Raw genomic sequence first — 21,269 nt, 5'->3', positions numbered from 1 at the left:
AAAACGCCAACAATAGAAAAAACCATCAACTAGTGATGGTTTCATCTCAATCTTCTTTTCAAAAATCGGTTGCTGCCCATAAATCATTTAAATTATTTCGGTTGAATATACCCTTCAGCTTTGAGCAGTTCTGCAATCAGAACCGCTCCACCTGCCGCTCCGCGGAGCGTGTTGTGGGACAATCCAACGAATTTGTAATCATAGAGTGAATCTTCGCGCAGTCGGCCTGTGGATACACCCATTCCGCGTTCGATGTCACGATCCAGTTTCGTCTGTGGTCTGTTCTCTTCTTCAAAATACGTAATGAATTGTTTTGGTGCACTTGGCAGAGCCAACTCCTGTGGACGGCCTTTGAACTGCAACCAACGCTCCAAAATTTCGTCTTTGCTTGGTTTTTTCTCAAAGTTTACAAACACGGTAGCCAGATGTCCGTCCGTTACCGGTACACGAATACACTGTGTTGTAATTAATGGAGCAGAAGCTTTGACGATCTGATTGTTCTCGATGCTGCCCCAGATGCGTAGTGGTTCCTGCTCACTCTTCTCCTCCTCGCCACCGATGTATGGAATGACGTTATCGAGCATATCTGGCCAGTCCGTAAAGTTTTTACCTGCTCCCGAGATGGCTTGATATGTGGAAGCAACGACCTGAGTAGGGTTGAACTCACGCAAGGCGTGCAGTGCTGGCACATAGCTCTGAATGGAGCAGTTTGGTTTTACGGCGATGAATCCGGTTTTGGTACCCAGACGTTTGCGTTGAGCTTCAATCACATCCAGATGTCCCGGGTTAATCTCAGGGATTACCATAGGTACATCTGCTGTCCATCGGTGAGCCGAGTTGTTGGACACGACAGGTGTTCCTGTTTTGGCATAAGCCTCTTCGAGCGCTTGAATCTCATTCTTTTTCATATCAACCGCGCAGAAAATAAAGTCAACCTGACTGGCAAAAGCTTCGACCTGGGAAGCATCCTGAACAACGATTTTTTTCACAGCTTCCGGAATAGGAACTGCGAGTTTCCATCTGCCTTGTACGGATTCTTCATATGTTTTACCTGCCGAATTGGCGCTTGCAGAAATAGCTGTCACTTCAAACCATGGATGTTGATCGAGCAGGTCCACAAAACGCTGACCTACCATTCCCGTTCCTCCGACGATACCAACTTTCAATTTTGCTGACATTTAATCATCATTTCCTTTCGGTGTGAGTTTCCTCTTATTAAACACTATTCAGGCGTTTCCAAAGCGTGTAGCCAACATCCCGGAAAAACCAAAAAATCCCATCCCCAAGACAATAGTCTCAGGGACGAGATTGAACTCCGTGGTACCACCCAGATTCGCCAATATGTCACCATATTCGCCTCTTCAAGTAAAGGTTTACAACCATGTTGCATACTGTAGACCATCCATACTCTAGCTCTGTAACAGGAGCGCCTGTCACACCATCCCTTAATGCTAAGTTCCGATGTGCTGCTCTGAGTCTTTATTCAATAAAAGATTCTTTACTCCTTTTCAGCTACCGGAGCTCTCTTTGAAAGAATGGTTTTTATCTACTCGTCTCTTCGTCGCATTTGATATTGCGATTATAATATCAAAATTACCGTGATGAAGTAAACACATTTTTTTGGATATTGAAATTAATACGTGATTTCCTTACTGTTTGTTGGCAACAATTGCATACGTCCCCAGTGGACTCCCAGGGCCCAACGCATGATATGTTCTGAGTAATTTCAGTTCGGAAAGAAGAAGTGTTTTTACTTTGTCCGGGATCGGAAGCAGTTTCAGTTCCACAGGTGCTTCTGCCAGTGTCATTTCAGTTTCCCATCGGCCGTCTTGCAGCTCAGGAGAATGGATTGAAGCCTCTTCCTTGATCCTCCAACCTGCCGAAGTGACAAGTTCTTGTATATCCTCCGGTGTAAAAAGCGTACGCACATTGGAGAAACTGTTCTCCTTGTAACATTCGACCTGGGACTGAATCAGAACAGATAACCCGTGCGTGAGCTGGCTCACATCTGTAACGCGTGCATCCCATTCGGCAAAACATAACTGATGTCCCCATGTCCTGACCTTGCTAAGAATCCGGGCGAGTTCGTCAAACGATTTCAAGTACCAGGAACAATGGGAAAGTACGATCACATCAAACTCATTCTCGGCAAATTGGGCTTGATCGCTTAAAATGTCAAAATCATAATCCATTCGAATTCGATCACCCAGCGGAGATCTCTGCAACTTGGCAGCCGCTTCGCCTACGGTCAGCGGTGAACCATAATCCTCTGGAGCAATATCTACACCATGAACGTACCCATGCTCCCCCACCAGATGTGCAAGCACGGCTGTTGTATCTCCTTGACCACACCCGATCTCCAGCACGCGGCTGCCTTTCTGTATTCCCCAAAAGAGTCCCAATTTCATCCGATGTTCGGTCTGAATGTATTGAATGGCGGCGTTCTCCTCCACGTCCATATACTTAATAAGGTCTCTGATGATAGTTTCATTCATGTTTCCTCACCCCTCAAAGAGCAACTTGAACTTCTTGCTCATTGTAACGTTACTGGAAACATTGTACAATGCTGGATTCTACGAAAGAACCATGTACGAAGGAGAAGCTTTCTTACAGTAGCAGATGTGGCTTCTGCTACATATCAATGCCTATGCTCATTGGGTTGCAAGCTTCTGAAGATAGGGTGTCAGCATGGGCTGTAATTCCTTGCGCATCAGTCCGATCTCCAAGATCGCCTGAATATATCCGAATTGATCACCAATATCGTAGCGGCGTCCCTCCAATTCAAGGGCCAACAGTTCCTCCACTTGACTCACTACTTTCAAGGCATCCGTTAACTGATATTCCCCTCCAGCCCCTCTCTCAATCTGATCCAGGATTGGAAAAATGGAAGGTTTCAGAATGTATCTTCCCATTACAGCTGTTCGGGATGGTGCTTCTGCAAGGGAAGGTTTTTCGACCAGATTGGTGACTTGGTGAACCCGGTCCTCTAGACCATTCGAATCAATGATGCCATATTTGCTCACATTTGCCGCGTCTACTTGACGGACACCGATGATCTGATTGCCTGTCTTTTCATAGAGATGAACCATCTGGGCAAGAGCAGGCGGATCAGATACCATAATGTCATCGCCGAGCAGTACAGCGAAGGCATCATCGCCTACAAACTGCCGTGCACATCCAATAGCATGCCCCAGACCCAGCGGTTCTTTTTGACGAATAAAATGAATATTGGCCATCTCGCTGATCGCCTGCACCTCTTCCAACAAAGACTGTTTGCCCTTGGCGTATAACGAATGTTCAAGTTCAACTGATTTATCAAAATGATCCTCTATGGATTTTTTGTTGCGTCCGGTCACAATGAGGATATTCTCAATGCCTGACTGCACTGCTTCTTCAACAATATATTGGATAGCCGGTTTATCCACGATGGGTAACATCTCTTTCGGTTGCGCTTTGGTTGCTGGCAGGAAACGGGTTCCGAGACCCGCTGCCGGAATAACTGCTTTTTTAATTTGCATTTCATCATACAATCCTTTCCTTCGCTTCATATAACCCATATTGCACGCTGCGGGCAGCTAAGTTGCTATACGAAACACCCAATATCTGCTGGCCATATAGTTCAGAACCATCCCCATCAAGGTCGCCAGGATCTTACTCATCACGAGACTCCAACCCAGCATATCGTGCAAAGTCATCAGAATTAGTGCGGATAACCCGAGAACGACGAGATTGGTGATGAGAAAACGAATAAGTTTGGCTCTATCACTGCTCCCTCGCGCCGTATCTTGAAAAGTCCACCTGCCGTTCATCCAATAACTGTTCGCAACTCCGCAGCTGTACGAGATTACTTGAGCTATCAGAACCGGCACACCGACCACAGCGAGTATAGCAAATACCACAGCATCCACTGCCGTATTCGCAATACCCACAACACCGAACTTGAAGAGTGTAGCCAGACGTTTAGTCATGATGAGCAACTCGTGCTGTCAATCGGGATTGCGCTTGCTGGCCCTCGGCTTGAACCACATCTCTCACAATGTATAGCGGACGCGCCTTGGTCTCATCATAGATTCGGCCAACGTACTCGCCCAGAATGCCCAGCATGATCAGGATGAATCCGTTAAACATCAGCATGATACTCACAATGGATGGCCATCCTTTAATCGTTGAATCCGTAAAGATGGCTGAACCAATAACCGTTAACATGTAGATGAATCCACCTAACGACAGGATCGCACCAACATAACCTGCAAGCTTGAGTGGTTTATACGAAAATGAAGTAATGCCATCCAGGCTTAGCTTCAGCATGCGCTTCAGCGGATACTTTGTTTCGCCTGCCAGACGTTCATCGCGTTCATATTCAATAGCAGTCTGACGAAATCCGACCCAACTAACCAATCCGCGCACAAACCGGTTTTTCTCCGGAAGACGTTTCATCTCATCACATACTTTGCGGTCAATCAGGCGAAAATCTCCGGTGTCTACCGGGATATCCGTATCCGTTGAGGCACGAAGTACACGGTAGAACAGACTGGCCGACCATTTCTTGAAGCGAGTTTCCCCACTTCGTCTGGTACGGCGGGCATATACGACTTCATAGCCCTCTTTCCACTTGCTGATCATATCCAGTATCAGTTCGGGAGGGTCCTGCAGATCCGCATCAATAATCACCACCGCATCCCCCACTGCATAATCCATACCCGCTGTTATCGCAATCTGATGTCCGAAGTTACGGGCGAAATCAATCAGTTTCACACTCTCGTCCCAACGGGCGTAATCACGTATCATCTGTGCGCTTCGATCCACGCTGCCGTCATTGACAAACAACAGTTCATAGCTCTCTCCTGTGCTGCCCATGACTTTCTTCAAACGCCGATAAGTCTCCTCAATCACCGCTTCCTCGTTATACATGGGAATAATAATGCTGTATCGGTACGCGTGAGCCATATTCGTCCCCTCCTTTTTCCAATGGACTTCGTTCGAGATTTTCATTAAAGTTTACAATTTCACTTCGTACAAGGTGGTCTGTCCACTGAACCCGAATCCAAATCCGAGTCCAGCTTCATTCTCTGTATCTCCATTATTCATGGACCCGGTGTCCGTGCCTGTCTTCCATTCTGACGTTGGAATCTCGGTTCCATGCTCTTTGATCCAATCGGTAACTTCTGAGTTTCCTCCGCGGCCACCCATGCCACCAACCATGAAGTATTTCACTTGCCCGCTCTTGACGAGTTGCTCCAGTTCCTCAGTTGTGTACACTGGGTCTGAGCCGGAGAAACCTCCAAGCGTAATCACAGCTGCTCTCGCATCAATGATATAAGGTGCTGCCTGATTATAGTCTGTAGTGGCGAAGAGATACGTTTCGCCTGTATTGTGCTCATTCAGATAATTTAACGTGGCTGTATCCACCTCTTCGTTACGGTTACCCATTCCGCCACGTCCACCCGTCGTCGGCATGTCTGCGTCTCCTGGACCGTTACCCATTGGCATGCCCATTCCGGCTCCTCCAAACATGCTATTGGAACCTGTAGGTCCTGCTGCCGGAATCATGCTGTTACCACCATAAGTAATCGGGGTGAATGCCCAGTAGATCGGACCGATCAGCATGACCACGAATCCCGCGACAATGAAACCCTGTTTCCATCGATGTGTGCGACGAAGCATAACGACCAGGATAACCGTGATCAGAATGCCTGCGATTAATTCACTAATGGACCAGCCTGCACCGATCGTATCGTTATACACCTGCATAATATACCAGCCGAACAGAGTCGTCAGCAGTACGGACACCGGTAGCAACCAAGCCTGCCAGCCATTGCGATCACGATATGACTTCCACATCGCTACAAATCCTGCACCAGTCAGCGCAGCAATTGGAGGTGCAAGCATGATCAGATAATATTGATGGAAGAATCCTGCCACACTGAAAAAGGCAGCAACCGGCAGCAGCCAGGCCAACCAGAATAAGGCCTCCTTGTGCTTAATGGTTATATTTCTCCTTCTTAACCCTGCAAATATGGCAATGCACCCAAGCAGCACAACTGGCAATAGCCAACTTGCCTGACCTGACAGTTCAGTCTGGAACAGACGCAAAGGACCTTTCTCCCCTGTACCAAACATTCCGCCCATGCCTCCGCCACCATTACCGCCAAAATTTCTTCCGTTTGGCATTTCCATATCATTTGGCATCTGTCCGTTCGGGAAATTACCATTCGGCCCATTCATGCCACCCATGGTGTTTGTGCCAGAAGCATTTGGATTATCGTTATCCGGTGCATTGGCAGCTTGCCCAGAGCCTGGAGAACCACTATCCGTCTGATTAGGCGCAGAGGTCGAATCCCCACGACTGCCACGATTATTTCCCTGTCCGATACCATTCGGCATACCCGAGTCACCTGAAGTATTCTGCTGACCGGTTAACCGTGCCAGGCCGTTGTATCCAAATGCCAGTTCCATGACCGAGTTCGTTTCACTGCTTCCGATATAAGGCCGCTCGTCTTCGGGTATGGAATCCACAGTGACCGCCCAGGATAAGGAAACCACCACCAGAACTGCTGTACTGCTGATCAGAATTAGGATCTTTCTTCTCCACTTCGCCTGAAATGCGAGCAGATAGAACAAGTAGAAGGCTGGCAGAATCATGTAAGCTTGAAGCATTTTCATATTAAAGGCTAAGCCGATCAACCCAAAGGCAACCAGAATGCACCAAGCACTGCCCTGTTTGCTGCCTTTGAACAAAAACCATGAACCCAGCAGCAGTGTAAACACCAGCATGCTGTCAATATTATTGGTCCGGCTGACCGCCGCCACGACTGGCACAGTTGCCATCGCAAGTGCAGAGATTCGTGCTGCTGCAAGACCATATGTAGGTTTCACCATGAAATAGATCAGAAGCACCGAACCGATTCCCGCTAATACCTGTGGCAAAATAACGCTCCATCCGTGCAATCCGAAGACATAGGCAAAGGCCGTCTGAATCCAGAAGACAACCGGTGGTTTGTCCACAGTCACCGAGCCTGCCGAGTCGAGAGAAGCATAGAAAAAGTTATGGAAATTACTAAGCATACTCCCCACAGCAGTCGTATAGTAGGAATTGGCATAATGATCGTTCCAGATGCCGTACCCATTCAGAAATGCCGCCAGTAATACAATCGGCAGAAGAACAAGGTCCATCCTTCTTTTGGTATTAATCAATGTTATTCACTCCTTATTCATTCTTCATGTCTAGTATTGTGACATGCCAAAATAAAGCTGGGATGAGTGCCCGCTGAATGTTGTCTGAGGAAAATTCACATTCCTTTCAGCTAAATTTCAGTTTGGCAAGCGATAATACTACATACCGTCCCTCCAAATGGAGGGAGAATTTAGATAGATGAAGTAAGGAGAGACAGCATATTATGAAGCTTAGCAGCGGAATTAAAATACTTTTGGCTGATGATGAACCGCATATTTTACAATTTCTTGAGCTGGGATTAAGCAATGAAGGTTTCGATGTACGCACCGCCCCCGATGGAGCAGCCGCACTTGAGTTGGCGCTTGAATTCAAGCCACATATGGCTATTCTGGATGTCATGATGCCAGAGATGGATGGATTCGAAGTGGTCGAACGTCTGCGTAAGAATGGAGCCCAAGTTGGCGTGATTATGCTGACAGCGAAGGATGAGGTCGAGAATCGGGTTAAGGGCCTTTGGCTTGGTGCTGACGATTATATGATCAAGCCCTTTGCCTTCGACGAGCTGCTCGCCCGGATTCAGGCCAGATTACGTAATCAGTTTCCTTTATTAATAGGAGCCGTCACCCACGGTCCTTTCCGAATTGATGATCAGCGCAAAGAAATCACCTATCAGAATCAGGTCCTGGAGTTATCTCCAACCGAATACGAACTATTAAAATTTATCGTGTTAAATCATGGGATTGTACTTAGCAAAGCGACTATTCTAAGCCGGGTGTGGGGGTATGACTTTGGCGGAGAAGAAAATATTGTGGAAGTATACGTTCGCTCGTTGCGCGACAAACTCGGGGATAAAGAGCATAGACTTATTCGCACGCTTCGGGGTGTCGGGTACAGGGTGGACCTCTGATGAACTCGGCGCCTAAGAAAAATAAACTTCGTTTAGGACGTCTTCGCCAATGGATTTGGCCTCGTTCATTGCGTTCTCAATTGCTCTCACGTTCGCTGTTCGTGCTGGCGGGGCTACTATTGTTAATCGGTATCCTGCAATTCTGGATCATGGAGAGCTTTCTCTACCGGAATCAGGCAAAAACCATGGAAGAACAGCTTATGTCCATGCCCCCGGTCTGGCTCGGAATCCAGTCACGCAGCGGTTCTTCCAACAATCCTTTCGGTGGACAGGCAGGAAACGGGGCTGGCAATCGTGTGCTGTTTATTCCGGACCGTTCTCTGGCCCTGTTTGATAACCAAGGTACGTTCGAGGATGTTTTTGGGGAAGACGGTCTGAAAGCCCCTCATCTGTCAACCGTTGAATATCAAGACATTACAGATGAGTTAAAAGAACAAAAACATATTCCCTACCGGATCGTAACGGATAGCCATGGGAATGAGCAATTGATTGTATTCGCCTCACCGGGTCCTCGCAACCGCGGCTTACCGATGGTCCAGATGGGCACAGCTACGAAGCCACTGAGAGACTTGATTATTAAACAACTTCTGATCTTCATCATGTTATCGCTATTAGCCATGATAGCCGGGCTTATTCTATACACCAAGGTATTACGCCAGACGCTGGTTCCCCTGTCCAATATGGTGAATAAAGTACAGCAGATCGATGCAGGCAGCCTCGCAGAACGTCTTCCCGTCATTCAGGGACAAGAGGAAGTGGATCAGCTCGCAGTTTCATTTAATGGCATGCTTGAAAGGCTGGAAAACTCGTTTGAAGCGGAGCGGGAATCGAAAGAGCGCATGCAGCGTTTCTTGTCCGATGCTTCTCATGAGCTCCGTACCCCGCTTACCTCCATTCACGGCTTCATTGAGGTTCTACAGAGGGGTGCAGCGACCAACCAAGATCAATTGTATAAAGCACTGGACAGCATGCACGGCGAATCCGTACGAATTAACAAGCTGGTTGAAGATTTACTGCTCCTGACCAAGCTGGATCAAGCTCCGAAGCAGGAACGGGAGGTCATTCAGCTGGACAGTCTGCTGCTCAACATGCAACCACAACTTGCCATAATGGCTCAGCAAAGATGCATTCATCTCGATCTGACGGCTGAAGTATATGTGCTGGCTGACCCTTACAAGCTAAAGCAGGTTGTGCTAAATCTGTTCCATAATGCGGTGCAGCACACCGATCCCGAGCATGGAGCCATCTCCATAACGTTGTATGCCACGCACCATCAGGCTGAATTATCGGTGAAGGATAATGGCACAGGCATTGAACCTGCACATCTTCCCCATATCTTTGAACGATTTTACCGCACAAGCAGTTCTCGTTCGCGCAAACAGGGGGGCGCAGGTCTGGGTTTAGCCATTACCCGTTCGATTGTCGAGTCATATGGTGGGAAAATTACGGTACGAAGTCAGGTAGGATCGGGAACGGAATTTATGGTTTTGATACCGCTGTATAAGGCAGATGTCTAGGCTGAGCTAATTGATTGATCGCTCTACGAAAGCGAAAAGTTGGCTATACGAAGGTTAAAAGTTAGTTGTACGTAGCCCTACGTAATATCTACTTATAGCTTATCGAAGCTATAGGCAAGCTCTCCAAATGAAATGCTGCTCTCCTTTATCTCAATTCCGGCATTTCATTGCATGAAGAATCCCCCATTCATTTCGGTTATGAAACGAATGAGGATTTTTTTTGGTATCTGATGGATAGTGTGTAGAGTTGCAGTACAATTGGTTTGAGGCTTTCAGTCTAAAGAATCTGACGTGTAAGGCTTTGACGCTTATAAATGCTTCTCATAAAATACCATTGTCATTTTGTCGTTAATTGCTTTTGTTGCACCCGTTTTTTTGTAGCCTATCTTTTCATACAAGTAACAGTTTCCCTTCTCTTGTAAGATGGTACCTAATTTCCATGACTTTGCATCATCATATATCTGCTCAACCATTGCAAAAACTTTTTGAGCAATTCCTTTTCCTTGATGTTCTGGGAGTATAAAAATGGGACTAATACTATAGATTTGATTATCTTTTTTCACGATTCTAATTCCACCAACAGCTATCTCAAGATGATGAATGATGAAATAATCTGTAAAAGATTGATTAATTTGAGTAATAATTCTTTCTACGGTTTCATTGGCGGGGCTTGTTTCAAAATCCTGATATTTTGCCAACAAAGGCATAAATGCTTTGACTTTCATTTCATGAACATCCACTGCATCTTTTAAGTCTGCTTTATATAATGAAACCTCCATTAAATATATACCTCCGACTAATACAGGCTCTGTTAACTTAGTACAAGAAAAATGTTCGTCGACCTTTGGTGTTTGTTTCATTTACAGCAGATAAACAAGTTAGAACTAACTTATTTTCCTATTCGACGTTATATTCTCATATTCCTTGCTTTCTAAGTAACGTAACCACGCCAATATCTTTATCTAACTTCGATTTCCTGAGTTTGAGCCGAGGCTTGAGCTTGTCAAATATACGCTAGAATTTATTTCGCTCTATGGCTGCTTCTGGCAACGGTCGATTACCAAGGGTACACGCCATTTTCATCTAGAAATTCTCCATTATGACGTTTACCGTCTGTCGCATAGCGCACGATGATTGCAGCACCGGCTTCTTTTGATTTACCGCCTTCGGCATTGCCGTTAAGATCCGTTGATGTGAATCCGGGCGTTACTGCAAAGACTTGAGCCCTGGTGTTTCTGACTTCATAAGCCATCGAAAGTGTCATGGCACTGTTGGCCGTTTTGGATGAGTTATAGTCAAAGGCATTTAGAGTGAATTCCGCATTTTGCATATGGTCCAGAGAAGCCATGTCGGTCGATACATTAATGATTGTACCTTCATTATCTTTGATTAACGGGAACAAGCGTTGATTCAAACGGAACGTGCCGAAAAAGTTCACTTCGAAGGCATTCCGCAGATCTTCCTCTTTCGTATCCGTGAAGGAATGAGAGAATGCACCAGGCATCCCCGCGTTATTGATCAGAAGGTTTATTGCGGGATAAGTCTTGTAAATTGTTTCTGCTGCCTGCTCGATGCTCTTCAGATCGCACATGTCGATCTGTACAAATTCTACATCTAATCCTCTGGAAGTTAACTCGGAAACAGTCGCTTCCCCCCGTTCGGCACTGCGTGCCCCAAGGATAACTTTCCAACCTGCTTCACCCAACTGCTTGACGATTTCATATCCAATTCCTTTATTGGCTCCGGTTACAAAGACTGTCCTTTTCATAGTCATCCTTCTTTCCCTGATTGATTTATATGTAACAATGTATAAGTTACTATGCTACACTTAGTGTAGGTCAAATCTTTTTTTATAGAAGGGGATTAACATGTTAACCATTGGAGAAGTAGCAAAAAAAGTTGAGGTCTCAATCGGAGCGATCCGCTTTTACGAAAGAAAGGGATTGTTGAAACCCGCTGTACGAAGTGAACAGAATAACCGTCTATATTCGGAGGATGATCTGAACTGGCTGGTCTTTATCAAATGTCTCCGCGAAACCGGCATGAGTGTGGAAGACATCAAAACGTATTATAATCAGGTCAATGAAGGAACCTCCACTCTGCAGGAAAGAACCAAGCTGATTGAGGATCAGAAGCAGAAGTTGTTGAATGATATCGAGGAGAAAAAAGCGCAGCTTGTTCATTTGGATAACAAACTGGAGCGCTATTATCGCGGAGAAAATTATTAATATAGTCCTCTCTTACAGATTAAAAGACAGAAAAAAATCAGGCAGCCAGTAATCACTGTCTAACCTGATCCGAAAAATTGATGTTATAGCGATATCCAATGAAACGATGTTCTAGCCCTGACGTGATTACGTCAACACATTCATCTTGAGACAAATGCATCAAATATGACCTTGGCACTTACTTAATCGATAATGGTTATATGATTCATTTTCAATCTCGATTAACGTTAACGGTTCAAAATCACATTTCTGTATGACCTTGTTGGATGCTTGATTGGCAATCAAAGCGATGGCATTTAATATTTCCACGTTGGTATGTTCAAACAAATACTCTGCCATTCCTTTTACTGCCTGCGTTGTATAACCACGGTTCCTGAATTTTTTTGATATACCGTACATAATCTCCCGATTGGGTGCTGGCAGTTCGTCCTTGATCCCTGAGCAGCACCATCCGATGAACTCATCATTTTCTTTGAGTACGATAGCCATACGTAGATATAAATCTCCGATATCCCCTCCCGCCAATACAGCTTGTTTAAAACGCTGATTCTCAGGGATTTCATATTCGGCGAGCCACAGGGTCCTCTCTTCAATCGTAGCGTTCCATCCTGGCAGGAATTCATACACCTCGGGTTGCCAAGTGATTTCTTGCAGTTTCTCCAAATCCTCGAGTCGATACTCGCGCAAATAAATATCCTTGCAGTCGATGATTAATTCATCGGTTAGTATGGGTTGGTTCATAGTTCCTCCTACTACACACTTCATTTCAGCTTTTTCGCTTATATTTCAAACAAGCCCCTCTTTAACCATAAACTCGTCTTTGGTTAATCCAAAGAGGATCAGATCCTGATATTTCCCATCGGTATAGATCACCTGACGACGCACACCTTCCTGAATACATCCAAGCTTTCTCATCATGGCTGCGGAAGGTTCATTTCCTTGAAGTACATAATCATTAAATTTGTTGAGCCTGCGCTCGAAGAAGGCATAGTTCAGCAAGATTCGAACGGCCCTGGTTCCATATCCTTTTCCCCGATGATCCCTGTCAATTTGAATTCCAATGCTAAAGGTACCGTTTCTCTCATCAATGCTGTTCAGATTCACGGCTCCGACATTCTCACTATCCATATTTACAATCGTAAACATGATCCGTCCATTGGCTAATGAAAAATCAGAGAAGTTTTCCGTGAAATTCTTAGCCTCAACTTGAGTTGGCGGTAACTCTACTGCACACTCCAATAACCGACGGGCAGGTGTATCAAAGCGGTTATAATAATGGTCTTCCCAATCATCCTCACGCAAAGCGCGCAATCTGACCTTATCATCCTGCCAGAAATATTGACTATAATCGATCTCTCTCATTCCGAGTCCTCCGCCTATTCAACCAAATTTTACTCCGATCTACAATTATAATAACCCATAATGTGGAATTGGAGGAGATTTGTTTTTCATTAGACACAACGAAAATAACCCCCGAACAGGACCAAACCTGTTGGAGGTTACGCTCTATTTTATATCCATATCTCATTACGATTCTTCCGGGTATTGAGGCTTGGACACATTATCCGGTACCGTTTCGTCAAAAACATCCTGACCCGGATAATCCCGTATTTGTCCTTCATGAAGCTCATGATTTTCATAATCGAAACGATGTGCAGACCTCTGATCCACCCGCCACGGAGAACTCTTTCCGAGAGACTCGGATAACAGAGATGAACCGTAAGGACCCTCAGGGAATTCTTCGAGTGTGATATCGTTTCGCTGCGACTCCACCGTTGACACATCGGTATATTCTTGCCGTTCTTCACGCAAAAACTTATCTTTCATCGTTCGTCCCTCCTGATCGGCTTCCAGATAAACCACGCACACTTATTGTGAACGAGCACTCACAAAATTATGCATCACCATTCGCGAATCCATACTAATAGTACAAAACCAATGAGGCCAGCCATGCTAATCCAGGTATCACGCTTGGACCATACCAATAACGAAGAACGTGCTCCAAGCAAAGAATGTTCTCTAACTTTACGCATTTCCATCGCAATGGTCATATCCTCTGCACGTTGAAACAGCGCCATTAACAAGGGAATCACCATCGGACCCAAGTCGCGAATCCGAACGGTATTTGGTCTTAATGCTACCTTTCCACGTGCCCGTACAATGAGTGAGAACCGCTGCCACTCACTCCAGATCATCGGGATAAACCGAAAGATTAACGATACAGCCAGAGCAAACGAAGCGACAGGCAACCTGAACTTTTTACCGATACCGAGTACCCAGTTCAGCCCTTCTACCATTCGCCCATAAGGCGTCGTCAGTGAAAACCAAAGACTTGCCAACGTGACGATAAACAATCGATACACATTCAGCAACGTACCCTCTGCCTGCATAAAGGAAAAGCCAAAGTGAAGGCCTCCTCCCTCTGTTGAAAGGGTTGTCCCCGATAGCGCCGTTGATATGATGAAAAAGAATAACAGGGGTTTCATTAACTTCATGCATCCAGCCAAAGTCTGACGGGGCAGCACAGCAAGTGAGGCCACTACCGGCACCAGTGTTAACGTCAATCCTAGCCAGCGCTGTTGAAGCATCGCTGCGGTGACCAGCAAAATATACAAAATCCATTTTAGACGCGGGTCCATGACGCCATATAGTCCGCCTGAATGAGTCCATGTGTTTGGAAGAAGCTTCGGATTGGACCCTTCTATATTCGCAGCCAAATCGTCGCTCTCTGCCACCGTAATTGCTGCTCCCAATGCCGCTTTTGATTCGTTCCCTACTCCCACCTCTACTAACGTAGACTGAATTATACTTTCAGCCATCTCTTCCGGCGTCATCGCGGTAATAGGCAGATCAAGACCCGCAGCCCTAAACTGCAGCGCTAATTGCATCGAAGGTGGCAGTCCGATCCCTGTCTCCTCCAGCAACTCAGGCCTATCGTGAAGTTCTCTCGGAGTAAGATCGGCGATTAGTCGACCTTCCTGCAACAACAATACCCGATCCGCACAAGGCAAGAATGTATCCAGATCATGGGTTGCTACGACGACCCCGCCACCTGCCTGACGATGTTGCTCCAATACATCCAGCAGTAGCCCGACACTTTGTGCTTCCAACCCGGCGCTCGGCTCATCCAGCAGCAACCAGTTTGGGTTAGTTGCCATGCCGAGAGCAAGACCGAGTCTGCGCTTCTCTCCCCCACTCAGAGCAAATGGTGACCTGTCCAGATGAAAACGTCGTTGCACGTCCGAGGCTAATGGTGGGTCCCATTGGTTCAGTGCTTTTGTGATCTGCTCTTGTTGTTGTTTCTCTGTAAGTTGATATGGACGCAGAGAATATGCGAATTCACGTTGAATACTTCGGGCAAACAGTTGTTGTTCCGGAAATTGAAACATCAGCCCCATTTGCAATAAAATGGACTGCGGCACTTTTCCTTCTTTCCAGAAAGGGATGCCATCTATCTTAATACTGCCTGCATCGGGAGGCCTCAGACCCGCCAGGGTCTGTAGTAAAGTTGTTTTTCCCGAACCCGTACAGCCCAGCAACAGAGTGATTTCCCCATTGTTCAACTGAATATTTATATCTTCAAGCAGTGCTCGTCTGCTCAATTCCGATGCTTCAATGCGTATACTGGTTAATTCGATCTCCAACGTGCGACCTCCTTAGCCAGTTGCTCGGGCCGCAGTGGCACGGCTTCTGGACTCAAGCCTTTGTGCTTAAGCAATAACGCAGTCTTAACAGTAAACGGAGGGTCCAACCCTAACCGTTCACAGGGGGATAGCTGCTCATTTTTCAGAATAGTCTTCTCATTCGTCTCTGTCTCATAGAAAAAAGACTCAGGCTGCCCGTCGTACACACAACGCCCTCGGTCAATAGCAATCATTCGATCACACAAGGTCGCTTCTTCCAGATGATGTGTAATCCAGATTACCGTTGTACCTCGCTGGGTGATCTTCTGAACTATGGCCTCGATGCGGTCTCTTGCTCCGGGATCAAGCATGGCTGTTGGCTCATCCAGAATTAATACGTCTGGTTTGGACGCGAGCGCTACGGCAATGTTAAGCAGTTGTTTCTGTCCACCCGATAACTGTGAGATGGCCATATCCGGGGGATATTGAAGTCCTACTGTATGTAATGCGTCCTGCCTGTGCTCCAATTGTTCTTCTACAGTATTCATGAATGGTGACAATGCATAATGAAATTCCTCTTCAATCGTGTCCCCCAATACCTGTGCATCCGGTTGCTGCAATACCCCCCGAACGGTAAGTTCATCTGAGATATTCCGTACCCCTCCCGATAGTGGAATGAATCCGATGAGTAGCCCGGCGAGCGTACTTTTCCCACTGCCATTCGCTCCAACAATACTAATCCACTCTCCTTGATGCAGCTTAAGTGAGACACCATCCAGCGCTTTTCTCACTTGACCATCTTCCAAAGCATAATGCACCCGGACATCTTCTAATGTAATTATGGGCAGGTTGCCTTGCATCGTAATTTAGTCCTTTCCCTTTCTATTTCTATGTGGTAAGATCCTAATCGTTAACCACATTTACCAACTAGGTTAACAATCATATTAACAAAATGGAGAGGATTGTTCAATCATGAAATTATCTTTGCGAGGCATTGTATTCAGTGCACTTATGGCCGCAATATTAGTACTTTTTGGTTACATAAGCATTCCTATTGGCTTCTCCCCTGTACCGATAACATTACAAACCTTGGCTGTCATGTTGGCGGGAGGATTGCTTGGCCCACTCTATGGTTTCCTTAGTGTAACGATGGTTGTTCTGCTCACTGCGCTTGGATTCCCTTTACTGCACGGGACAGGAGGACTTGCGGTGCTTCTTGGACCTACCGGAGGATATGTGATGATGTGGCCAATCTCCGCATTATTGATTGGACTGCTGCTTGCACGATTTAACATCAAAGGTGTCACAGGATTTGTTCTCGCTTTCATCATATTTGAGGTATTTGGTTCATTGATGGTCTATGTCTCAGGGGTTCCTTGGCTTGCGTATGCTTACAAAATGGACCTGCCCGAGGCTATGATTCAAGGATTCTATCCATATATTATTGGGGATCTGATCAAAGCTGTATTTGCCACGATCATCATTGCACCTGTGCGCATGGTATTCCCACCTCAACGTCTCACAGGTAACATGCATTCAACGGTTGTAAAAGCGGAGTCTTAATAGAAGCTCCATTAGGTATCCGATTTGAAAACGACAAAACCGCCAAAATCACTTGGCGGTTTTCGTTACTTTTCTTCCCCTATAAATTTATATTCTATATAAATTGAAATAAACATTTACACGAAACGGAGAGGACAGAAAGAGCCTGAAGAAGCGAAGCGTTCGCCTACAAGCTTTCTGCAAGAAAGCTACATCGGAAGCATACGCTTTCACCGGATTTACTCCTTTATAAAAGGAATCAAAATAATCTGGGGATAACAGCGATCGGATGGTTGTTCTGTCATCGTAGTGTCCAGTGTAAATATTCTTTAGTTCAACTTATATATTCACCTGAATTAATTGACGCTCCGTAATCTGAAATTGTTGATCCGCTGTATTTTCAATAAACCTCTGATCATGAGATACATACAGAATGGTCCCCTCATACGCCTTGATAAAACGCTCCAGCGCTTCCAACGCATGCATATCCAGAAAATTCGTCGGCTCATCCAACAACAGAATATTATATTGTCCAAGAAACAAATGACATAATTGAAGACGAATCGCTTCTCCCCCACTTAATGTCCCAACATTCTTGAGCAAGTCATTCCCTGTAAACTGCATCGCGTGCAACGCACTTCTCAGCTCTGATTCCTCATATTCCGAACGATCTTTCAGGAATTGTAATACGGTCTCTGTTGTCGTGAAACGATAGCTCATTTGCTGAAAATAACCGAGCTTCGCTTTTGGAGACATGGTGATATGATCTCCAGCATGGAAAACATGGTTAAGCAATGTGCTTTTCCCGCTACCATTGGCTCCGGTTATGGCTATCTTTTGATTTAATGGAATTTGAAAACTTACATCCTGCAACAATATGTTTCCATCCAACTCAAGCGTAAGGCGATCTGCCATAATTGGAAATCGGTTGTGCAGCTTCAATGTTTTCGGTTGACGTATAATAATCGGCCGATCCTCTTGTACCGCTTTTACCTCATGAAGCTGTTGCACCCGCTGTTCAATTGCTTTGGCAGCGCGGTACACCGCTTTCTGGCTGGTGCCTTTGGATTTCGTCTCAAACATACGATTTGCTTTCGCCTTGGATTCTTTTTTGGACATGCTTCCGGCCTGCGTTATTTTCTCGGCTTTCTTCATCTTGTCCCGGGCAGCCAGTTCCAATCTTCTTTTCTCTTTCGAGAATTGTTCATGGGCCTGGTTTTGCTTTTCACGCTCTAACCTCTTCTGTGCCTGATAATCGCTATAGTTGCCGGAATAAACCTTTACTTCTCCCTGATGAACTTCCCAGATCGTGGTCACCAGTTCATCCAGAACCGCACGGTCATGACTGATCAGCACAATTGCGCCATAGTAATAACGTAATTCATCCAGTAAAAATGTAATCCCCTCATGGTCCAGATGGGTTGTTGGTTCATCCAGCAACAATACTTCGTGGTAATGCGTGAACATTTGAGCCAGTTTTAGACGGGTCTGTTCACCGCCACTCCATGTTCTATCATGTTGAGGAATCGCTAATTTGCTGAGTAAAGTGCCATCAACTTCCAGATTTCCGTTAGGTTGCGGTGGTTCCACTTGTTCCAAATAACCAAACTCTGCGTAACATTTTACCCTTCCGGCTGTCGGCTGGATCTGTCCCGCAATGAGTTTCAACAACGTACTTTTACCCTGACCATTCCCACCCACTATACCAATGCAATCCAGTTGATGCACGGCCAGTCGTTCAATGTTCAATACATCTTTATCCATATAGGTCATCTCAACCTGCTCTAATTCAAAACATATCTTTTTCATATTCGCTACCTCCGAAATAAGATTTATTTCGTATCGATAGCGAAGACACTTCTATCGATACGAGCTTATCGTGCCAGCTCGTATCAATAGAACAGTAACGTCATCATAGCGGTGTACCTCCTGTAGTCTCAACTGAACATCAGGTCTGATCAGACGAGTGATAGGCAAAACAAAAAATCACAGGCCAAGGCCTGTGATTCAATGTAAACGGGAAAACACGTTAAACCATGTATATAAGGTCAGAATAATTGAAAATGACAGACTGATCCCGTTTACTCTGAACGAACCGTCAGAGCCTTTGAACGTATTCAATTACCGATTCAAAGGAAGGAAACGCAGTCTCATCGCATGTGTCATGTTCAATAATCCACCTTTCATTATCATGTAATAGATGTACATTTATAATTATAATTTTCCAATTCCACCATGTCAACGAAAGCAACAAAACTCTAAATCATTGAATAGGTAATGATTCTATTTTATTACGCTCCCTTTCCACTGTTCAACTTCATTAGAAGCTCCTGGCTATGAACCTGACCTCTCGCCTGCGGAATGACTTCCTCGTAGTTGGCGGAATTCGTAACTATAATCGGCGTTACCGTGTGGTACCCCGCAGCCTTAATCTGTGCAATATCGAACTCAAGCAGCAGATCTCCCGCTTTGACCCTGTCCCCTTCTTTGATATGAGAGACAAAATGCTCCCCATCCAATTTAACCGTATCCACTCCGACGTGAACCAATATTTCAGCACCGGTGTCTGATACAACAGCCAAAGCATGTTTTTTCTTGAATGCAACGGTAACTGTACCGTCGAATGGCGCTACCACTCTGCCCACAGCTGGCTCAATCGCAATCCCTTTGCCCATTGCTCCCGATGCAAATGCCGGATCTGGAACTTCCGACAATTCCACAATCGTTCCCTGAATTGGGCTAAATACTTCTTCGTCTGAAGCATTCATTGTACGGTCAGATTGCTCGGCGGATGACGTAGATTCCGTCTTTGTTTCTTCTTCGACCGGATCTTTGAAGCCCATGATGTACGTCAGTACAGCCGAAACGACAAAGGATACTACGATACCCAAAATCAATCCGGGGAAGCCTTGTCCACCTGGTCCGTAGAAAATTGGCAAAGTCAGCAATCCCGGTGCACCGGACGCGAATGCTAATGTGCCCGCTTGACCGATGATCGCTCCACCCACTGCACCACCGATTACCCCTGCGATGAACGGACGTTTTAATGGTAATGTCACCCCATAGATGGCAGGTTCCGTAATACCGAATAATGCGGTCAGCGTGGATGATCCAGCCAGCGTTTTCAGTTTTTTGTTCTTGGTTTTCAGCATAACCCCAAAAGCTGCACCCGTTTGAGCAAAGATCGAAGCTGTCGCAGCCGGTTTAACGCCATCCTGTCCATACACGGCAACGTTATTGATAAATACCGGAATAAGACCCCAGTGTATTCCGAAGATCACGAGCAACTGCCAGCTTGCACCCATAACGGCTCCAGCAAGCAATGGACTGAATCCAAATGCAGCAACGAGTCCAGCTGCAATTGCATTACCAACGTACACACCAAATGGTCCGAATACCAATAGTGTCAGCGGTACCATAATCACTAGCAAAAATAAGGGTGTAACAAAGTTTTTCACACTATCGTGAAGTGTCTTATTAAAGAACTTTTCCAACTTGCTCATGACTATGACAGCTAAAATGATAGGAATAACCGTCGATGAATAATTCATCAGAATCACAGGGATACCGAAGAAATCCGTCGGTGTACCCTCTGCTTTCAACGTGACGATGGATGGATAGATCAATGCTCCTGCAATCGTCATCGCTACAAACATATTACCCTGGAATTTACGCGCTGTTGTAACCGCTAACAACAAAGGCAGGAAATAGAAGAGACTATCTGCTGCTGCATACAGGATTGTATATGTTGTTTCTGTCGTTTCCAGCCATCCGATATTGCTTGCAATCAACAATAATCCTTTTAGAATACCGGCTCCCGCCATAACACCCAGAAGTGGTGCAAAGATACTGGATATGATATCGATAATACCTCCAAGGCCTTTGGCTGCTTTGCGAGGTTTTTCTTTACCTGACGAATCATCCAGAATGTTACTGATCTGTCCAATGGCACTATAGACTTCAGGCACCTTGTTACCAACAACAACCTGGAACTGGCCTCCATTTTCTTTGACTGCGATGATGCCTTCTGTTTTCTCCAGCTTAACCTTGTCTGCCTTGGCATCGTCCTTCAATACAAACCGTAACCGTGTTGCACAATGAACAAGCGATTCCACATTTTTCTCACCGCCGACGAGTTCTACAATCTCTTTGGCCAGTTTCTCTTGACTCATAATCTGCACCCCCACTTTTTCTCAAACAGGCCCTTTACCGATTTTTTGCACGCAAAAAACCTAAGTCTTGAGTAAGGGGACAGTGACACAATAGTCCTGACCTTCT

Annotated in this window: 19 protein-coding genes and 1 other annotated feature; of the genes, 4 read left to right on the top strand and 15 right to left on the bottom strand. The window is 45.7% G+C overall.

Translation table 11 applies throughout. The annotated features are described in order from the left end of the window. Positions 1-92: 92 nt before the first annotated feature. The 6 genes from asd to ACTHPG_RS08460 all read right to left on the bottom strand — a co-directional run bounded on the left by asd (position 93) and on the right by ACTHPG_RS08460 (position 7,173). Positions 93-1,178, bottom strand: coding sequence for an aspartate-semialdehyde dehydrogenase (gene asd / locus ACTHPG_RS08485; RefSeq protein ID WP_074094892.1), 1,086 nt, complete (start codon positions 1,176-1,178; stop codon positions 93-95). Positions 1,179-1,295: 117 nt separating this feature from the next. Further along, positions 1,296-1,571: a binding site (T-box leader), on the bottom strand. Between the two features lie 78 nt (positions 1,572-1,649). Then, positions 1,650-2,495, bottom strand: a complete 846-nt coding sequence (locus tag ACTHPG_RS08480) for a class I SAM-dependent methyltransferase (RefSeq protein ID WP_440388679.1) — start codon at positions 2,493-2,495, stop codon at positions 1,650-1,652. Positions 2,496-2,651: 156 nt separating this feature from the next. After that, complete coding sequence (gene galU, locus ACTHPG_RS08475; protein ID WP_440388678.1) at positions 2,652-3,518, bottom strand: UTP--glucose-1-phosphate uridylyltransferase GalU; 867 nt, start codon at positions 3,516-3,518, stop codon at positions 2,652-2,654. Positions 3,519-3,575: 57 nt separating this feature from the next. Beyond that, positions 3,576-3,968, bottom strand: a complete 393-nt coding sequence (locus ACTHPG_RS08470) for a GtrA family protein (RefSeq protein WP_440388677.1) — start codon at positions 3,966-3,968, stop codon at positions 3,576-3,578. Next, entirely contained in the window at positions 3,961-4,947 is a 987-nt protein-coding gene (locus tag ACTHPG_RS08465; RefSeq protein WP_440388676.1) for a glycosyltransferase family 2 protein, read from the bottom strand. The genes ACTHPG_RS08470 and ACTHPG_RS08465 overlap by 8 nt, the downstream gene beginning before the upstream one ends. A 51-nt stretch (positions 4,948-4,998) precedes the next feature. Next, entirely contained in the window at positions 4,999-7,173 is a 2,175-nt protein-coding gene (locus ACTHPG_RS08460; RefSeq protein WP_440390185.1) for a glycosyltransferase family 39 protein, read from the bottom strand. Positions 7,174-7,397: 224 nt separating this feature from the next. Here ACTHPG_RS08460 and ACTHPG_RS08455 point away from each other — a divergent pair, with 224 nt between their 5' ends. Next, a complete protein-coding gene (locus tag ACTHPG_RS08455; RefSeq protein ID WP_440388675.1) occupies positions 7,398-8,081 on the top strand; it encodes a response regulator transcription factor in 684 nt (227 codons plus the stop codon). After that, positions 8,081-9,598 (top strand): sensor histidine kinase, encoded by a 1,518-nt coding sequence (locus tag ACTHPG_RS08450; RefSeq protein ID WP_440388674.1) that lies wholly within the window; start codon positions 8,081-8,083, stop codon positions 9,596-9,598. Before ACTHPG_RS08455 ends, ACTHPG_RS08450 begins: the two co-directional genes overlap by 1 nt. A 308-nt stretch (positions 9,599-9,906) precedes the next feature. Here the strand turns inward: ACTHPG_RS08450 and ACTHPG_RS08445 are convergent, their stop codons facing one another. Both ACTHPG_RS08445 and ACTHPG_RS08440 read right to left on the bottom strand, forming a co-directional pair. Then, on the bottom strand, positions 9,907-10,377 hold the full coding sequence (locus ACTHPG_RS08445) for a GNAT family N-acetyltransferase (RefSeq protein WP_440388673.1): 471 nt from the start codon (positions 10,375-10,377) through the stop codon (positions 9,907-9,909). Positions 10,378-10,655: 278 nt separating this feature from the next. Next, a complete protein-coding gene (locus tag ACTHPG_RS08440) occupies positions 10,656-11,366 on the bottom strand; it encodes an SDR family NAD(P)-dependent oxidoreductase (protein ID WP_440388672.1) in 711 nt (236 codons plus the stop codon). Positions 11,367-11,466: 100 nt separating this feature from the next. On the opposite strand from ACTHPG_RS08440, the gene ACTHPG_RS08435 reads away from it, so the two are divergent. After that, positions 11,467-11,826: a MerR family transcriptional regulator gene (locus ACTHPG_RS08435; protein ID WP_440388671.1), complete on the top strand. Its 360-nt coding sequence runs from the start codon at positions 11,467-11,469 to the stop codon at positions 11,824-11,826. A gap of 159 nt (positions 11,827-11,985) precedes the next feature. Here the strand turns inward: ACTHPG_RS08435 and ACTHPG_RS08430 are convergent, their stop codons facing one another. The 5 genes from ACTHPG_RS08430 to ACTHPG_RS08410 form a co-directional block, all read right to left on the bottom strand. Continuing rightward, positions 11,986-12,567 carry a GNAT family N-acetyltransferase gene (locus ACTHPG_RS08430; RefSeq protein ID WP_440388670.1) on the bottom strand — a complete coding sequence of 194 codons (582 nt, stop codon included), beginning with the start codon at positions 12,565-12,567 and terminating at the stop codon, positions 11,986-11,988. A 45-nt stretch (positions 12,568-12,612) separates the two neighbouring features. Next, positions 12,613-13,188, bottom strand: a complete 576-nt coding sequence (locus ACTHPG_RS08425) for a GNAT family N-acetyltransferase (protein WP_440388669.1) — start codon at positions 13,186-13,188, stop codon at positions 12,613-12,615. Between the two features lie 165 nt (positions 13,189-13,353). Further along, entirely contained in the window at positions 13,354-13,653 is a 300-nt protein-coding gene (locus ACTHPG_RS08420) for a hypothetical protein (protein ID WP_440388668.1), read from the bottom strand. A gap of 74 nt (positions 13,654-13,727) precedes the next feature. Then, positions 13,728-15,470 (bottom strand): ATP-binding cassette domain-containing protein, encoded by a 1,743-nt coding sequence (locus tag ACTHPG_RS08415; protein ID WP_440388667.1) that lies wholly within the window; start codon positions 15,468-15,470, stop codon positions 13,728-13,730. Then, complete coding sequence (locus ACTHPG_RS08410; protein WP_440388666.1) at positions 15,455-16,309, bottom strand: ATP-binding cassette domain-containing protein; 855 nt, start codon at positions 16,307-16,309, stop codon at positions 15,455-15,457. Before ACTHPG_RS08410 ends, ACTHPG_RS08415 begins: the two co-directional genes overlap by 16 nt. 112 nt (positions 16,310-16,421) lie before the next feature. Here ACTHPG_RS08410 and ACTHPG_RS08405 point away from each other — a divergent pair, with 112 nt between their 5' ends. Further along, positions 16,422-17,012: a biotin transporter BioY gene (locus ACTHPG_RS08405; protein WP_440388665.1), complete on the top strand. Its 591-nt coding sequence runs from the start codon at positions 16,422-16,424 to the stop codon at positions 17,010-17,012. A 318-nt stretch (positions 17,013-17,330) separates the two neighbouring features. On the opposite strand, the gene ACTHPG_RS08400 is transcribed toward ACTHPG_RS08405, so the two are convergent. Then, positions 17,331-18,800: an Msr family ABC-F type ribosomal protection protein gene (locus tag ACTHPG_RS08400; protein WP_440388664.1), complete on the bottom strand. Its 1,470-nt coding sequence runs from the start codon at positions 18,798-18,800 to the stop codon at positions 17,331-17,333. A 482-nt stretch (positions 18,801-19,282) separates the two neighbouring features. Further along, positions 19,283-21,163 (bottom strand): beta-glucoside-specific PTS transporter subunit IIABC, encoded by a 1,881-nt coding sequence (locus tag ACTHPG_RS08395; RefSeq protein WP_440388662.1) that lies wholly within the window; start codon positions 21,161-21,163, stop codon positions 19,283-19,285. Positions 21,164-21,269: the final 106 nt, after the last annotated feature.

This window comes from Paenibacillus sp. SAF-068, from assembly GCF_051967555.1.
Taxonomy (GTDB): domain Bacteria; phylum Bacillota; class Bacilli; order Paenibacillales; family Paenibacillaceae; genus Paenibacillus.
This window is presented reverse-complemented; position numbering and strand designations above follow the sequence as displayed.

Coding starts and splice junctions, on each gene's coding strand:
- asd (WP_074094892.1), bottom strand. CDS start 1,178: ATGTCAGCAAAATTGAAAGTTGGTATCGTCGGAGGAACGGGAATGGTA.
- ACTHPG_RS08480 (WP_440388679.1), bottom strand. CDS start 2,495: ATGAATGAAACTATCATCAGAGACCTTATTAAGTATATGGACGTGGAG.
- galU (WP_440388678.1), bottom strand. CDS start 3,518: ATGCAAATTAAAAAAGCAGTTATTCCGGCAGCGGGTCTCGGAACCCGT.
- ACTHPG_RS08470 (WP_440388677.1), bottom strand. CDS start 3,968: ATGACTAAACGTCTGGCTACACTCTTCAAGTTCGGTGTTGTGGGTATT.
- ACTHPG_RS08465 (WP_440388676.1), bottom strand. CDS start 4,947: ATGGCTCACGCGTACCGATACAGCATTATTATTCCCATGTATAACGAG.
- ACTHPG_RS08460 (WP_440390185.1), bottom strand. CDS start 7,173: ATGGACCTTGTTCTTCTGCCGATTGTATTACTGGCGGCATTTCTGAAT.
- ACTHPG_RS08455 (WP_440388675.1), top strand. CDS start 7,398: ATGAAGCTTAGCAGCGGAATTAAAATACTTTTGGCTGATGATGAACCG.
- ACTHPG_RS08450 (WP_440388674.1), top strand. CDS start 8,081: ATGAACTCGGCGCCTAAGAAAAATAAACTTCGTTTAGGACGTCTTCGC.
- ACTHPG_RS08445 (WP_440388673.1), bottom strand. CDS start 10,377: ATGGAGGTTTCATTATATAAAGCAGACTTAAAAGATGCAGTGGATGTT.
- ACTHPG_RS08440 (WP_440388672.1), bottom strand. CDS start 11,366: ATGAAAAGGACAGTCTTTGTAACCGGAGCCAATAAAGGAATTGGATAT.
- ACTHPG_RS08435 (WP_440388671.1), top strand. CDS start 11,467: ATGTTAACCATTGGAGAAGTAGCAAAAAAAGTTGAGGTCTCAATCGGA.
- ACTHPG_RS08430 (WP_440388670.1), bottom strand. CDS start 12,567: ATGAACCAACCCATACTAACCGATGAATTAATCATCGACTGCAAGGAT.
- ACTHPG_RS08425 (WP_440388669.1), bottom strand. CDS start 13,188: ATGAGAGAGATCGATTATAGTCAATATTTCTGGCAGGATGATAAGGTC.
- ACTHPG_RS08420 (WP_440388668.1), bottom strand. CDS start 13,653: ATGAAAGATAAGTTTTTGCGTGAAGAACGGCAAGAATATACCGATGTG.
- ACTHPG_RS08410 (WP_440388666.1), bottom strand. CDS start 16,309: ATGCAAGGCAACCTGCCCATAATTACATTAGAAGATGTCCGGGTGCAT.
- ACTHPG_RS08405 (WP_440388665.1), top strand. CDS start 16,422: ATGAAATTATCTTTGCGAGGCATTGTATTCAGTGCACTTATGGCCGCA.
- ACTHPG_RS08400 (WP_440388664.1), bottom strand. CDS start 18,800: ATGAAAAAGATATGTTTTGAATTAGAGCAGGTTGAGATGACCTATATG.
- ACTHPG_RS08395 (WP_440388662.1), bottom strand. CDS start 21,163: ATGAGTCAAGAGAAACTGGCCAAAGAGATTGTAGAACTCGTCGGCGGT.